The 13,280-nt window shown below is 56.6% G+C and carries 20 protein-coding genes and 3 tRNA genes; 6 read left to right on the top strand and 17 right to left on the bottom strand.

The window, feature by feature from the left end; genetic code table 11:
• Positions 1-27: 27 nt before the first annotated feature.
• Positions 28-942, top strand: coding sequence for a DMT family transporter (locus tag CDO35_RS02240; RefSeq protein ID WP_099522374.1), 915 nt, complete (start codon positions 28-30; stop codon positions 940-942).
• A gap of 221 nt (positions 943-1,163) precedes the next feature.
• On the opposite strand, the gene CDO35_RS02235 is transcribed toward CDO35_RS02240, so the two are convergent.
• The gene (locus CDO35_RS02235) at positions 1,164-1,610 is read right to left on the bottom strand and encodes a hypothetical protein (protein ID WP_099522373.1); all 447 of its coding nucleotides are present in this window, start codon (positions 1,608-1,610) and stop codon (positions 1,164-1,166) included.
• A gap of 25 nt (positions 1,611-1,635) precedes the next feature.
• Positions 1,636-1,800 carry a hypothetical protein gene (locus CDO35_RS22915; protein ID WP_099522372.1) on the bottom strand — a complete coding sequence of 55 codons (165 nt, stop codon included), beginning with the start codon at positions 1,798-1,800 and terminating at the stop codon, positions 1,636-1,638.
• Between the two features lie 136 nt (positions 1,801-1,936).
• Here CDO35_RS22915 and CDO35_RS02225 point away from each other — a divergent pair, with 136 nt between their 5' ends.
• Positions 1,937-2,293 carry an excalibur calcium-binding domain-containing protein gene (locus tag CDO35_RS02225; RefSeq protein ID WP_099522371.1) on the top strand — a complete coding sequence of 119 codons (357 nt, stop codon included), beginning with the start codon at positions 1,937-1,939 and terminating at the stop codon, positions 2,291-2,293.
• Between the two features lie 140 nt (positions 2,294-2,433).
• On the opposite strand, the gene CDO35_RS02220 is transcribed toward CDO35_RS02225, so the two are convergent.
• Positions 2,434-2,661 (bottom strand): hypothetical protein, encoded by a 228-nt coding sequence (locus tag CDO35_RS02220; RefSeq protein ID WP_099522370.1) that lies wholly within the window; start codon positions 2,659-2,661, stop codon positions 2,434-2,436.
• Between the two features lie 223 nt (positions 2,662-2,884).
• On the opposite strand from CDO35_RS02220, the gene CDO35_RS02215 reads away from it, so the two are divergent.
• A tRNA-Met gene (locus CDO35_RS02215) sits at positions 2,885-2,961 on the top strand.
• 60 nt (positions 2,962-3,021) lie between these two features.
• On the opposite strand, the gene CDO35_RS02210 is transcribed toward CDO35_RS02215, so the two are convergent.
• The 7 genes from CDO35_RS02210 to CDO35_RS02175 all read right to left on the bottom strand — a co-directional run bounded on the left by CDO35_RS02210 (position 3,022) and on the right by CDO35_RS02175 (position 5,823).
• Complete coding sequence (locus CDO35_RS02210; protein ID WP_099522369.1) at positions 3,022-3,192, bottom strand: YhfG family protein; 171 nt, start codon at positions 3,190-3,192, stop codon at positions 3,022-3,024.
• 38 nt (positions 3,193-3,230) lie between these two features.
• Positions 3,231-3,518: a HigA family addiction module antitoxin gene (locus tag CDO35_RS02205; RefSeq protein ID WP_099522368.1), complete on the bottom strand. Its 288-nt coding sequence runs from the start codon at positions 3,516-3,518 to the stop codon at positions 3,231-3,233.
• 114 nt (positions 3,519-3,632) lie between these two features.
• Entirely contained in the window at positions 3,633-3,992 is a 360-nt protein-coding gene (locus CDO35_RS02195; RefSeq protein WP_003459491.1) for a helix-turn-helix domain-containing protein, read from the bottom strand.
• Positions 3,992-4,294, bottom strand: coding sequence for a type II toxin-antitoxin system HigB family toxin (locus CDO35_RS02190; protein ID WP_099522367.1), 303 nt, complete (start codon positions 4,292-4,294; stop codon positions 3,992-3,994). The genes CDO35_RS02195 and CDO35_RS02190 overlap by 1 nt, the downstream gene beginning before the upstream one ends.
• Before the next feature lie 212 nt (positions 4,295-4,506).
• Complete coding sequence (locus CDO35_RS02185) at positions 4,507-4,821, bottom strand: type II toxin-antitoxin system RelE family toxin (protein WP_099522366.1); 315 nt, start codon at positions 4,819-4,821, stop codon at positions 4,507-4,509.
• Positions 4,787-5,059 carry a type II toxin-antitoxin system Phd/YefM family antitoxin gene (locus tag CDO35_RS02180; protein ID WP_208019927.1) on the bottom strand — a complete coding sequence of 91 codons (273 nt, stop codon included), beginning with the start codon at positions 5,057-5,059 and terminating at the stop codon, positions 4,787-4,789. Before CDO35_RS02180 ends, CDO35_RS02185 begins: the two co-directional genes overlap by 35 nt.
• Before the next feature lie 263 nt (positions 5,060-5,322).
• Positions 5,323-5,823: a BRO-N domain-containing protein gene (locus tag CDO35_RS02175; protein WP_099522365.1), complete on the bottom strand. Its 501-nt coding sequence runs from the start codon at positions 5,821-5,823 to the stop codon at positions 5,323-5,325.
• Between the two features lie 251 nt (positions 5,824-6,074).
• Here CDO35_RS02175 and CDO35_RS02170 point away from each other — a divergent pair, with 251 nt between their 5' ends.
• The 3 genes from CDO35_RS02170 to CDO35_RS22770 are packed head-to-tail and all read left to right on the top strand — an operon-like array spanning position 6,075 to position 8,138.
• Positions 6,075-6,359, top strand: coding sequence for a DNA-binding protein (locus CDO35_RS02170; protein WP_099522364.1), 285 nt, complete (start codon positions 6,075-6,077; stop codon positions 6,357-6,359).
• A 57-nt stretch (positions 6,360-6,416) separates the two neighbouring features.
• On the top strand, positions 6,417-7,469 hold the full coding sequence (locus CDO35_RS02165) for a DUF262 domain-containing protein (RefSeq protein ID WP_099522363.1): 1,053 nt from the start codon (positions 6,417-6,419) through the stop codon (positions 7,467-7,469).
• A gap of 6 nt (positions 7,470-7,475) precedes the next feature.
• A complete protein-coding gene (locus tag CDO35_RS22770) occupies positions 7,476-8,138 on the top strand; it encodes a hypothetical protein (RefSeq protein ID WP_143507296.1) in 663 nt (220 codons plus the stop codon).
• Between the two features lie 268 nt (positions 8,139-8,406).
• Here CDO35_RS22770 and CDO35_RS02160 read toward each other — a convergent pair whose 3' ends face one another.
• The 7 genes from CDO35_RS02160 to CDO35_RS02130 form a co-directional block, all read right to left on the bottom strand.
• The gene (locus tag CDO35_RS02160) at positions 8,407-9,351 is read right to left on the bottom strand and encodes a hypothetical protein (RefSeq protein WP_143507294.1); all 945 of its coding nucleotides are present in this window, start codon (positions 9,349-9,351) and stop codon (positions 8,407-8,409) included.
• A gap of 233 nt (positions 9,352-9,584) precedes the next feature.
• A complete protein-coding gene (gene ychF / locus CDO35_RS02155) occupies positions 9,585-10,685 on the bottom strand; it encodes a redox-regulated ATPase YchF (RefSeq protein ID WP_099522361.1) in 1,101 nt (366 codons plus the stop codon).
• Positions 10,686-10,710: 25 nt separating this feature from the next.
• A complete protein-coding gene (gene pth / locus CDO35_RS02150; RefSeq protein WP_099522360.1) occupies positions 10,711-11,301 on the bottom strand; it encodes an aminoacyl-tRNA hydrolase in 591 nt (196 codons plus the stop codon).
• A gap of 60 nt (positions 11,302-11,361) precedes the next feature.
• A complete protein-coding gene (locus tag CDO35_RS02145) occupies positions 11,362-11,976 on the bottom strand; it encodes a 50S ribosomal protein L25/general stress protein Ctc (protein WP_099522359.1) in 615 nt (204 codons plus the stop codon).
• A 105-nt stretch (positions 11,977-12,081) separates the two neighbouring features.
• Positions 12,082-13,023: a ribose-phosphate pyrophosphokinase gene (locus tag CDO35_RS02140; protein ID WP_099522358.1), complete on the bottom strand. Its 942-nt coding sequence runs from the start codon at positions 13,021-13,023 to the stop codon at positions 12,082-12,084.
• Between the two features lie 46 nt (positions 13,024-13,069).
• Positions 13,070-13,144, bottom strand: a tRNA-Gln gene (locus tag CDO35_RS02135).
• 56 nt (positions 13,145-13,200) lie between these two features.
• Positions 13,201-13,275 (bottom strand) — tRNA-Gln (locus CDO35_RS02130).
• Between the last annotated feature and the right edge of the window lie 5 nt (positions 13,276-13,280).

Here is a 13,280-nt window from a genome sequence, read left to right as displayed (position 1 = left end):
CCGCGCCACTGGTGCGGTGCTCGCCTTATGAACACACTCAATCATTCGCGCCCGCTGGCGCTGTTCGGCCTGCTGCTGGCCAACCTTTGCTGGTCCGGCAACGCCCTGGTGGCGCGCGCCTTTGCCGGTGAAATCGCGCCGTTCACCCTGTCGTTCTGGCGCTGGTGCCTGGCGTTGGTATTGCTGCTGCCCTTCGTCGCTATGCCGCTATGGCGTCACCGCGCAGCCCTCCGTCATGCCGGCTGGCGCCTGCTGGTGCTCGGGGCGCTGGGCATCGCCGGCTACAACTCACTGCTCTACTGCGCTGCACAGACCACGGCGGCGATCAACATCTCGCTGGTCAACACCTGCCTGCCGCTGGTGACCTTCATCGGCGCCGGGCTATTGCTCAACGAATGGCCGGCGCGCCGTGCCTGGTGGGGCATGCTGGTGGCCGTCGCAGGGCTGGCGGTGTTGATCAGCCAGGGGCAATGGAGCCGCCTGGCCAGCCTATCGTTCAATCAGGGCGACCTGATCATGCTGCTGGCCGTGGTCGACTGGGCGTTGTATTCGCTGCTGCTGCGGCGCTGGGCGGCATATCTGCAGCCGATTCCACCGCTGGCGCTATTGGGAGCATTCATCCTGCTCGGCGTGCCGCTGATCCTGCCGTTCTACCTCTACGAGCTGAGCCAGGGCGCGCACCTGGCGTTCAACGTCGCCAACCTCTCGGCCATCACTTACACCGCTGTGTTCGCCTCGCTGCTGGCCTACCTGGCCTGGAACCACGGTATCCGCGTGATCGGTGCGGCCAAGGCGGCGCTGACCAACTACGTCATGCCGGTATTCACCGCATTGCTGGGCTGGGTGCTGTTGAACGAGAGCCTGCAGGTCTACCACTGGCTGGGCGCCGCGATGATCTTCGGCGGCCTGCTGCTGGCCACGCGACCAGGCAAAACACTGTAGGAGCGGCGGGGTTACACAAACGCAGCGGGCACTGCATCACTCTGTAGGAGCCGCGCCTCGCGGCGAATCGCATGAACACCGCGAAAGCAAAAGCTTCGCCCCGGGGCGGGGCTCCTACGCAGAGCTGTACCGCTTGTTAGCTGCGGGTGGATCACGCTTCACCGATCCACCTTTCAGCGGCGGCGGATGAAAAAGGCCTCATCCGCCCTACGGCGACCCCCTCATTCCGGCTTCAGCATGACGAAGGCCTCACCACCTTCGCGATCATGCATCAGGATGAACGGCTGCCCGGCGATCATCAGCTTCACCGGCACCTTGCGCGGCACCGTGGTGCCGGCGTTGATCGCCGCCGCGCTGAGCAACTGGCGAGTCAGGGTGTCATCCTCCTGCGCCTCACTGGTCACCACGCATTCATGGCTGACCTTCACCTGAATGCTCAGGCTCTTGTCCGCATTGAAGCCGATGGTGGCGAAGCCCATGTCGGTCATCTCGTTGACGCCATACTGCCGCGCCACGCGATGCGCCTCGGCAAAGCTCGGCGCCGTCTGCAGGCAGATATCGCGAAAGGCCTGCACCACCGGCGAAGTGACCGGCACCGGAGGTTGCGAACCCAGGTTGGCGCAAGCGCCGAGAAGGCCAAGGCTGACAAGCAAGGCGAACTGTTTCATCACATCATTCCTTAATGACGGTTGTTCAGGGTTGCTGGCAAAGATCATGCCCCAGCAACTGCGAAGCCAACCCTTTGGCGAGATAGGTTTCAACCACGCGGCCATCGCTGCATTCGGTCTTGTGGCCGATGGCGAAACCGATGGAAAGCACAACGAATAGCGCCAGGCCGAGATTCTGGATGGGCGTCATGACAGGGCTCGCTGGGTAAACAATGGGGCAGGATGAAGAGCCGGGCAGGGGATGGCAAGTGCCAATGCTTCGCGCTGGATTTGTCCGCGCGGCGAGCCAATACTGGCAGCCACCGAAACCGGCAAGGGACTGTGCAATGAAGAAGCTGATCATCATTCTGCTGCTGGGCGCCGCCTTCTGGCAGTTCTACCTGAGCAAGCCTGGCAGCCCGATCATCAGCAATATCGCCAGCGATGGCTCGGTGATGGACAACCCTGTGGTCACTCAGCCCGGCTCGTCCAGCTTCTCGCTGGACAGCCTGCGTCCTTCACCCTCGATCAGCCAACCCGCAACCCAGGTCGCCAGCAAGCAATATCGCTGCGATGGCCGCACCCACTGCTCGCAGATGACCTCCTGCGCCGAAGCCACCTTCTTCCTGCGCCACTGCCCCGGCACCAAAATGGACGGTGACAACGATGGCGTGCCCTGTGAAGGGCAATGGTGCGGGCGCTAGCAGGCCGTTGAAAAACGTAGGCGAGGTAGGCAAGACAAGGCAAAAACGACCGAAAAAGCGGAGTTTACGTGCTGTAAATGAGCATTTTGAGGGCGTTTTTAACGCAGTATTGCCAACGTAGGTAGTTTTTCAACAGCCTGTCAGGGCAGGGTGATCGACATACCATTCAGCGCAACCTGGGCGACAAGCATCCAGGCAACTGCGCTGAGTATGCCCAACACGCTGTAGCCAACGACGATGCCAACCGCGATCTGCTTCCACAGCCCTGCATGGCGGTTGGGTTCGTTGCGGTAATGCGTCGGCATATCACGCTCCGCCCGCAGATCGTCGAAGTCGTCTCTTGCTCTCAAGGTGCTCTCCTGGTTCATGGGCCAGCGCGCGACGGCGCTGCAGCCTGCTGGAGGCGGATTTTCCGGCATCGCCCAACAGCCCCGCAAGCACCGTCCGAGCGGTTGAGGGGCGAGCCGCAGGCTCAGAAACCAGCGATTCAGCGAGTCGCCACCTGCGAAGCCTAACCGCTTGATAAAACGTAAATTTATCGATGATCTGGGGTTGACAGCGATAGGCGAGACGCGGACAATGCGCGCCGTTGGCTACATAGCTCAGTTGGTTAGAGCGCAGCATTCATAATGCTGATGTCCCAGGTTCAAGTCCCGGTGTAGCCACCATAAATTTCAAGGGGTTAGCGTAAGCTAACCCCTTTTTATTTGCCCCGCTTTTTGTCCCTTTCAGTCGCCCTTGGAGCGAAGCTGGCTCAATACCGCTTCGCGTGAAGGTAATGGGCGTTCCACATCGGCAGGCGTGACCTGAAAGCCCGCCAAGCGCAGGCTGGCGATGTAGTTGGAACGACGCACCCTGGCGGAGTAGGCCTTTTTGATCTGCAAAGATGGGGGCGACATGACGCTACCTCTATCGACGGTGACAATCGCTTCAGCAATCAGGCGAACGCCAGTTTACCAACCTGTTTGAGGTCTACGTGCTGACGTGCGATCCACAGATCATAAGCGTCCTGCATGGCCAGCCAGCTTTCCGGCGAGCGCCCCAGTGCTACTGACAGGCGCAGGGCCATTTCCGGCGTTACACGGCTGCAGCCTTTGAGTACACGACTCAGTGTCGAGGGTGCTACGCCTAGCTTCTCGGCCAACTCACGGCCGCTAATGCCGTTGGGCTCCAGGTAGATATCGGTGATGAACTCACCGGGATGGGGTGGGTTGTGCATGTTCATCAGTGGTAATCCTCATAGTCCAGGACATGAGCGTTTCCGTCGCGAAGCTCGAACGTCAGCCGCCAGTGGCCGTTCACTGTGAAAGAGCTGATGAAAATCCTTCACCCCTAGCCTTCAGGCCACGTCTGCCAGCAAACTTTCATAGGGGATACGTAGGCCGTCATGCAGGCGTCTGATCATCGCCAGGCTCAATTTTCGCTTGCGGTTCAATACTTCGGAAACTCTGCCACTGGAGCCAATGAACGGCTCTAGGTCGCGCGGCGTCAGGCCTTGCTGATCCATACGAAATTTGATGGCTTCGATAGGGTCGGACGGCGGCATCGGGGCGTGCTCGTCTTCGTATTTGCTCACAAGTAGAGCCAGCACTTCGAGTTCATCACCTTCAGGCGTACCAATCTCTGCGCCCCACAGCTCGTCAATGCGCGCCATCGACGCTGTGTAGTCTTGCTCGTTGCGAATGGGCTTGATGTTCATCAGACAGTCTCCGCGTCAACTTGGTCGTACTGGGCATGAGTGCCAACGAAGCGCACCTTGGCCAATTGTCGTTGATAGTCAATGGCAAGAATTATCCGGTACTTGTTTCCCGCAATGTTGAACACCACTCGACTCCCCTTGAGAATGCTGGCTGTGCGCAATTCGGCCTTCAGCTCCTGTTGCGTGCGGTATGTAGCCTTCTCCATATGCCTGTAACACTCGACCATGGGTGACTGAGCATCGGCATAAGCAGGGCTGCTCTCCCAGAATCTTCGGAGTGTCCCTCTCGAAATAACATGCACTAGCTTTCTCCCGTTTTGGGAGATGTTGGGTTGTTCGCGCTGCAAGGGCAAGTCCCGCAAAATTCAGGCGTGAAGGCCGGTGGGCTTAATTGCTGGTGCATGAGTGCTTCGCGCAGCATCTGCCGTACTTCTTCTGTCATCGCGCGGCCGTTGCGGGATGCTTGACCCTCATGAACGGAAGCCCAGTTTTTACAGGCATCCGGCCGGGTTTCTTACAAGCGGTTGGCAGCGCTGCCGTAGACCTTGCTGCGCTCGCGCTTACCTACGGCGATCACGGTAACTACCAGGCGGCTGTCGATCACTTCATAGACCAAGCGATAACCGATGGAGCGCAGCTTGATCTTGTAGCAGTTGGGCATGTCCCGGAGCTTGTCGGCCTCGATCCGAGGATTTTCAAGGCGTTCCTTGAGCTTCTTGGCGAACTGCAACTGTATGGTTTTGCCCAGCTTGCCCCACTCCTTGAGTGCTTGGGCGTTGAACTCCAGGGCGTACTTAGTCGGCTCCGCCGGCTTGCGCGATGAGGTCATCGATATCTACTCGTACAGTAGGTTCACCAGCCCGAGCGCGTACGGTTTCAGCCAGTTGTAGATCGTCAATCAGCTCCAGCATGGCTTCATAGCGTGCGGGGGGCACAGCATAGAATGCAGGCTCGTTTCGATTGAGGATCACAACGGTTTCACCGCCGCCTTCGCGGATGGTTCCCATAGGATCTTTTTTGAGCTCTGTAACTGACGCGGCAACGTCAGCCAAAACCGTATAAGTCATCGCCATATCCACCTGTTCTCTGCTATCTGCAATTCATCGTGCCTGAGCTCTATCTCTAAGGGCCGAACCTTCAAGCTTCACTGAGCTGATCTTGGTTCTTTCGCTATGGGCCGAGCTATCTCTATTCAGGTCTTTTCTTCATAAGGTCATTTGTGCGAACACGGGGTAAGCGTTCGTAGGCTAGCACTCATAAAGATACCTTTAAAGGTATTTTTAGATGTCTTTATGCGGGGTGTCGTCCATGCGGATGGTCCGGCTGGCCATCAGCGCCACCAGCGATTGAGCAGGGTGCGCAGCGAGTGTTCGCCGGGAGTGGGTGGCGGGGCGAAGCGGGGCATATCGCGCAGGGCGATCCACAGGTCGCCTTGCCATTCCAGCAGGCTAATGCGCTGGCGATCCCAGGCCATCAGCGTGCGTTTTGGTTCCTGCGCGCGATGCTCCCAGGCGTCGCGCAGGGCGGGCAGGGCTTCGTGAGTGAGCCAGCGGCGCAGTTGGCGATTTTCGGGATGGCTGAAACGGCACAAGGCGCGGTACAGCGCGGATTCGCTGAGCACCTGCACAGGCTCCGCATCGCCCTGATGAGTACGGAAGATCACCGTGCGCACCTGGTCGTCATCCATCAGCCGGCAGATCCGCTCCGGGTGACGGTGTCCCATCAACAGGCCGAACTCCTTGGCGCAGACCCAGGGCTGACGGTCGATCATCACACCGCGCAGCGGGCGGTTATGCCGCATCAGCAGCAAGGGGATATAGCTTTCTTCCATAAAGGCCTCCGTGGATTCAGGCAGGCGCGCGTCTTAGCTGATTGATCCATGTTGAGCCAGCATGAATTTCTGCCGAGTGGCGCCTTGCGGAAACCCGCTACAGGCAGGGCGCACACCAGAACAGGCATGTTCCATGCGATTACTCCTATAATCGGGCCACCAACAGCGACGCGCTTTAGGTGTACTAGGTACACATGCGAATAATACATGTCGCTCGCTAAATGTACATAGAACATTTATGGTTTTTTCTAATGAGCGAAGGGATTACCGATAGAGGTCTTAGATTGCTGGAAATTGCCAGCATCAAGGCCTTGGCTGAAGCGGGAAGCACTGCCTATGTACGCTGGCAGAACATAAAGAGAGGCAAAGCCCGCATCGGGGCGAACGAGATCGAGATTCTCGGGCGAGTATTTCCTAGCTATAGGTGGTGGTTGTTGACTGGCGAAGCGATGCCGGAACATGGCCAGACGAGCCCTGATTACGACGAAGCCAACCGGAACCAGAGCGACCCAAACGTAGAGTCGGACAGAAAATAAATCTGCCCCCTTTTTTCCTAAATTACGGCATTTAAAACTGATTGGATTGGTGAAGGCATGAAAGTCGAAGAAGGGAAATATTCAGTAGCAGAGTTGGTGGATTGGTATAAAAGTAAAATTCTAGTTGTGAATCCAGAATATCAGCGTGGTGGAGGCCTTTGGCCTACAGCAGCAAAAAGCTACTTCATTGACACAATACTGAAAGACTATCCTTTTCCGAAAGTTTACTTTCACGAGCTAGTCGATAAAGTGTCCAGAAAGCCGAAGCGAGAAATCGTGGATGGGCAGCAAAGGATAAGCACTATTGTTGCTTTTTCTGATGATAAATTTGCCCTTGGGAAAAATGCTAAAGAGCATCAGGGTAAGTTTTTCTCAGAGTTGCCTGATGAATTGCAAGAGGCATTTTGGTCATACACTATATCTGTAGATGTGATACGGAATGCAAATCGTAACGAAATTCTCCAGATGTTTCGTCGTATGAATGCTTTCACCCTGCCCTTGAATGAGGCGGAAAAGCGGCATAGTGAATTCTTCGGTGAGTTTAAAGATTGGGTGAATAGAACGCTTGATAACTATGGCGCGGTACTGGTTGACTGGAAGGTTTTAACCAGTAGGCAAATGGTTCGTATGGCAGACGCTGAGTTTATATCTGATATTGCATTGGCAATTCAAGAAGGTGTAGTAAGTACAAGTCCTGCGAAGTTGCGAAATCTCTACAGTCAAAATGATGATCATTTTGAGGATATCGAATATTTCGATGAGCTTATTCATGGTGCATTCGAAACTGTCGTAGAGAATTTCTCTGAGATTCAAGGCACCTATGCGACAAAGCCGCATATTTTTCATTCCCTTCTGTGTGCGTTAGTACACAATCGCTATGGGCTTCCGGATAGTGGAGCGGGTTTAGACTTAGACCCCATAGGTGAGTACTTCACAGACAAAGCGGCGGCAATAAATGCCCTAAAACTTTTAGCCGCTGCCCATGAAGAAAAAGATATGGGTAAATATGGTGATTACGTAAAAGCTGCATCTGAGGGCGGCAACAGAGCTGCTCAGCGTGCGATTAGGATCAAATGGTTGTGCCAAGCTCTTCGAGGGCAAGTTAGGTAGTAACTCATGACTCTCTACCAGACATGGACAGATCTTTGTACAGAATTAGACAGGGTTGAGGTAGAACTTAGAGAGTTTGCAGTGTCTACAAGCGGGCTGCCCTCAGGGAACTTTACTTTTGCAGAGGAATGCCTGCTTGAAGGGCTGCTGTCAAGACTCTGGCAAGGATGGGGGCAGTTTTGGAGAGAATGTATATTTAAGTCATGTATGGGAACCATAGATGGAGCCGGGGCTGCTGTAACTGCTGTGGCAGATGCCGTGTCGGAAGATCATGTGTCGGGTGCAGCTATAAAGGCCAAACCTATAAATAGCTTGCCCCCATACTGGGGGAATCAAAACTCTGTACTTAGATATGAGCCGACTTGGGGGGATGTTGATATATTGTCGAGAATAATCCCTAGGCTAGGTTCTTTAAATCAGGGGCAGCTAATTGCAGCTATATCCAGTGTCTATACGTATGCTAAAGATATTCAAAGCATAAGAAACGCAGTGGCGCACACTAACACTCAAACGATGGCGGATGTGGCAAGTATAAGAACACGCTACGTAAGCTATACAATCGCTCATCCTATTCAGTCTTTGTTTTGGGGGACAGCGGTAAGCAATGACTATCTGATTCTTGAAGCTATCGAGGAGTTCAGATTAGCTGCGCTAGCGTCTATATCATAAGAATAATTATTTTGATGCCATGCGATTAGCGAGCGACTGTGATGCGGCATTGGTGACTACATTATACGAATTCTCTGGAAGGACTGGTCTAAGCAGCTTGGGGAGTGGCTGAAAGACTCAGTTTGTGGGGCTTTCTGGCTCAGCGGGGCCGTTCGTAACGGATTCATAATGCTGATGTCCCAGGTTCAAGTCCCGGTGTAGCCCCCGTAAATTCAAGGTGTTAACGAAAGCTAGCTCCTTTTAGAGACTGTCCCTTTCTTGTCACAGCCTACGACTGTTCCAACAAGCGATTTGGTATTGCATCCATGCTGGCGCACATCTCCTCAAGCAGCTCAGAGAATGCACTCATAGCAGTCATCACTTTTTGATACTCAGAAAGACTAGCTGAGTATGCATCGCTTAGAGGAAAGGGCTCCAAGACTCCCATCGTATAGCTCACACCTTTCTTCGTTGGATGATCCACGAGTAGGTACCCGCCACACGGTTGTTTCACGGTCTCTTGCCAAGGCTCAATTGAACGAACTGCACGCATGATTTGCCCGACCATGAGTCTAGGAGCAAACGAGTGAACAGATAGGTCGCGGAAATTGCGACTAAGCTTTCGATAGGCCGAGTCATTCATCGTATCTAAGGAGGCCAGGAATACGTTAAATCGTGTCCAGCGCTGACCGAGCCGAATGACTTGCTTTCTGCGATCAGAGCGTCGGAGCCCTTGTCCGGGCCTCAAGCGATCCTGGTCAAGGCGATCAACGTAGCCTGGCTCTACAAGACGGTTGGCCTGATGTAACAGTGTCTCGGTAAGAAGCATCAGGCGATCACTGACTGCGCTAGGTTGATGCATGCAGAAGAAAGCTAGAGGCTCAACGAAGTGATGCAGCAGCTGCCCTCTATCTTCATCTGTCTCATATGACTCCACAACGGCATTCCAAGCGCACCAATCATGCAGGTGCATACCCCACGAATTTACCGTATTGATAGTTTCCTGAATCTCGGCAGCTGCCCCCCAAGACCAGGCAAAGTTCCCATTAGCTGTCCTTGCACGCTCCGCTGCCTCGTAGCCCACCAAGCCCGGGAACCCGGAAACATTCGCAATAAGCTGCTCGTAAAAGCGCTCCATGGCCTCAGTGGTGAGGTTTCGCCATGAGATCCAGCCTTCACTATTGGCGAAATTCTCCTCCGGCTGACCGGACGAGCTGGCAGAGCGTTCAGTCATAACGCAACCAACATTGCAGTTCAAAGAAGGCTTAACTCTGTCGTGCTTTCAGACTAACCGCAAGAATCCGCCCATAGGAAAAAGCAGAGAAGACCGTTACGAACGGGTTAACCGGTCTCAATACGTCTCAAGAAAAACCAGCGTGTGATAGCGAAGTCGTCCAACAATTTCCCACCCCAAAAACAACAAAACCCCGCTTTCGCGGGGTTCTGTCTATGCGCTACCTACAACAATCAAACGTTAAAGCGGAAGTGCATCACGTCACCGTCTTTGACGATGTAGTCCTTGCCTTCCAGGCGCCATTTGCCGGCTTCCTTGGCGCCGGCTTCGCCCTTGTACTGGATGAAGTCGTTGTAGGCGATGACTTCGGCGCGGATGAAGCCTTTCTCGAAGTCGGTGTGGATCGCGGCAGCCGATTGCGGGGCAGTGGCGCCGACCTTGACGGTCCAGGCGCGGACTTCCTTCACGCCAGCGGTGAAGTAGGTCTGCAGGTTGAGCAGCGAGTAACCGGCGCGGATCACGCGGTTCAGGCCCGGCTCTTCCATGCCCATGGTTTCGAGGAACATCTGCATTTCTTCGAGATCGTCCAGTTCGGCGATCTCGGCTTCGATCTTGTTGCACACCGGTACGACGATGGCGCCTTCTGCGTCGGCGATGGCTTGCACCACGTCGAGGTGCGGGTTGTTCTCGAAGCCGTCTTCGGCGACGTTGGCGATGTACATCACCGGCTTGGTGGTGAGCAGGTGGAAGGTCTTGGCCAGGCGCTTCTCGTCGTCACCCAGGTCTCTGAGCAGGCTGCGTGCCGGCTTGCCTTCGGTGAGGTGGGGGATGAGCTTTTCCAGCAGGGCCTTCTGCGCCACGGATTCCTTGTCGCCACCCTTGGCGGTACGAGCTACGCGCTGCAGTTGTTTCTCGCAGCTGTCGAGGTCGGCCATGATCAGTTCGAGGTCGATGATCTCGATGTCGCGCTTGGGGTCGACGCTGTTGGCGACGTGGATGACGTTCTCGTCTTCGAAGCAGCGCACCACGTGGGCGATGGCGTCGGTCTCGCGGATGTTGGCGAGGAACTTGTTGCCCAGCCCTTCACCTTTCGACGCGCCCGCTACCAGGCCGGCGATGTCGACGAATTCCATGGTGGTGGGGATGACCTTCTCGGGTTTGACGATCTCGGCCAGGGCATCCAGGCGCGGGTCGGGCATGGGCACGATGCCGCTGTTCGGCTCGATGGTGCAGAAGGGGAAGTTTTCTGCGGCGATGCCGGACTTGGTGAGGGCGTTGAACAGGGTGGACTTGCCGACGTTGGGCAGGCCGACGATGCCGCAGTTGAATCCCATGATGTGTCCCTCGGGGGAAAGGTGGTTACTTGGTGGCCTTTTGGCTATGCAGTTTGCGCATGGCCACGGTCCAGTCGCCGGCGAGTATTTCCGGCAGGACGTCCAAGGCGAAGTCGATGCTCTGCTCGAGCAGTTCCTGTTCGCTGCGTGGGGCGCGTCCGAGCACGTAGCCGGAGACCAGGCTGGCGTGCCCCGGGTGGCCGATGCCGAGCCGCAGGCGATGGAAGTTATTCTGGTTACCGAGCTGGGCGATGATGTCGCGCAGGCCGTTGTGCCCGCCGTGGCCGCCGCCCTGTTTGAGCTTGGCGACGCCGGGAGGCATGTCGAGTTCGTCGTGAGCCACCAGGATCTCTTCAGGCTTGAGCTTGAAGAAATTGGCCAAGGCCGCCACGGACTGGCCGCTGCGGTTCATGTAGGTGGTGGGGATGAGCAGACGAACTTCGCGCCCCTGATGGACGAACTTGCCCACCAGGCCGAAATATTTGCGATCTACGCTGAGGTTGGCGCGCTGGCTCGCGGCCACGCGCTCAACGAAAAGGGCCCCTGCATTGTGCCGGGTCTGGTCGTATTCGGGGCCGGGGTTACCCAGGCCAACGATCAGTTGTACGGCAGTCATACAGGAGCCCTTTCGTGAACATGGCCCGGCGTGATCGCATGCCGGGCCAGCTACTGACGATTACTCGGCAGCGCCTTCGCCGGCAGCTTCTTCACGAACGCGCGGCAGGTGGATGCTGGCTACCGGCAGGTCACTGCCGTGGGCCAGAGCAACCAGCTCAACGCCTTTCGGCAGCTTGATGTCGGACAGGTGAACGGTCTGGTCAACAGCGACTGCAGCCATGTCGACTTCGATGAATTCCGGCAGGTCTTTCGGCAGGCAGGAAACTTCGACTTCGTTCAGGGCGTGCAGAACTTCGCCGCCGCCTTGCTTGACGCCAACGGAGCTGGCTTCGTTGATGAAGTGCAGCGGTACGTGGGCGGTCAGTTTCTGGCCGGCAACGACGCGAACGAAGTCAGCGTGCAGAACGAAGCCTTTGGCCGGGTGGCGCTGCAGGGCTTTGATCAGTACGTTTTCTTTGGTGCCGGCAACGTCCAGGCTCAGGACGTGGCTGAAGGCAGCTTCGTTTTCCAGCAGCTTGGCCAGGTCTTTGGCCAGCAGGCTGATGGACTGCGGGGCTTTGTCGCCACCGTAGATCACGGCAGGCACCATGGACACGTTACGACGCAGGCGGCGGCTCGCACCTTTCCCCAGGTCGGAACGCACTTCGGCATTCAGGGCAAATTCAACAGTCATTTCACTTCTCCAAAATAACCAAACCGCCTTGTGGCTTGCGACCAGCCTCGGGCGGTAGGGCAAAAAGCCCCGCACGAGGCGGGGCGCTTAACGTCAGCGGGTTCCTTAGCGGAACATCGCGCTGATCGATTCTTCATTGCTGATGCGGCGAACCGCTTCGGCTACGACCGGGGCGATGTCGAGCTGGCGAATACGCGAGCAAGACTGCGCTGCAGCGGACAGCGGGATGGTGTTGGTGACCACCAGCTCGTCCAGCGACGAATTTTCAATGTTCTCGATGGCGCGGCCGGACAGCACCGGGTGGGTGCAGTAGGCGTAGACCTTGGCGGCACCGCGCTCTTTCAGCGCTTTGGCGGCGTGGCACAGGGTACCGGCGGTGTCGACCATGTCGTCGACGAGGATGCAGGTACGGCCTTCGACGTCACCGATGATGTGCATCACTTCGGACTGGTTGGCTTTCTCACGACGCTTGTCGATGATCGCCAGGTCGACGCCCAGGCTCTTGGCCACGGCGCGGGCACGAACGACGCCACCGATATCGGGGGAGACGATCATCAGGTTGTCGAAGCGCTGGTCTTCGATGTCGTCGACCAAGACCGGGGAGCCGTAGATGTTGTCCACCGGAATGTCGAAAAAGCCCTGGATCTGGTCAGCGTGCAGGTCGACGGTCAGCACGCGGTCGATACCGACCACGGTGAGCATGTCGGCAACCACTTTGGCGCTGATCGCCACGCGAGCGGAGCGCGGACGGCGATCCTGGCGGGCGTAACCGAAGTAGGGGATGACCGCAGTGATGCGGGTGGCCGAGGAACGGCGGAAGGCGTCGGCCATCACCACCAGTTCCATCAGGTTGTCGTTGGTGGGTGCACAGGTCGGCTGAATCAGGAAAACGTCCTTACCGCGGACGTTCTCGTTGATTTCGATCATGACTTCGCCGTCGGAGAACTTACCGACCGAAGCATCGCCGAGGGGAATGTGCAGCTGACGAACGATCCGTCGCGCCAGATCGGGGTTTGCGTTCCCCGTGAAGACCATCATCTTGGACACGCGCAGTACCTGCCGGCTGGGGGTATACCTGGATGGGTATGGAAAATGGCAGGGGCGGCTGGATTCGAACCAACGCATGCCAGGATCAAAACCTGGTGCCTTACCGCTTGGCGACGCCCCTATATTCAGTATCGAATGCTGCTTGACTCGGTTTGCGATGCCTCCCGGAGGAGGTTATGGCAGGGGCGGCTGGATTCGAACCAACGCATGCCAGGATCAAAACCTGGTGCCTTACCGCTTGGCGACGCCCCTGTATC

It is taken from the genome of Pseudomonas sediminis, assembly GCF_002741105.1.
GTDB lineage: Bacteria > Pseudomonadota > Gammaproteobacteria > Pseudomonadales > Pseudomonadaceae > Aquipseudomonas > Aquipseudomonas sediminis.
The sequence above is the reverse complement of the archived record's forward strand: the minus strand, read 5'-3'. Positions and strand labels throughout refer to the sequence as shown.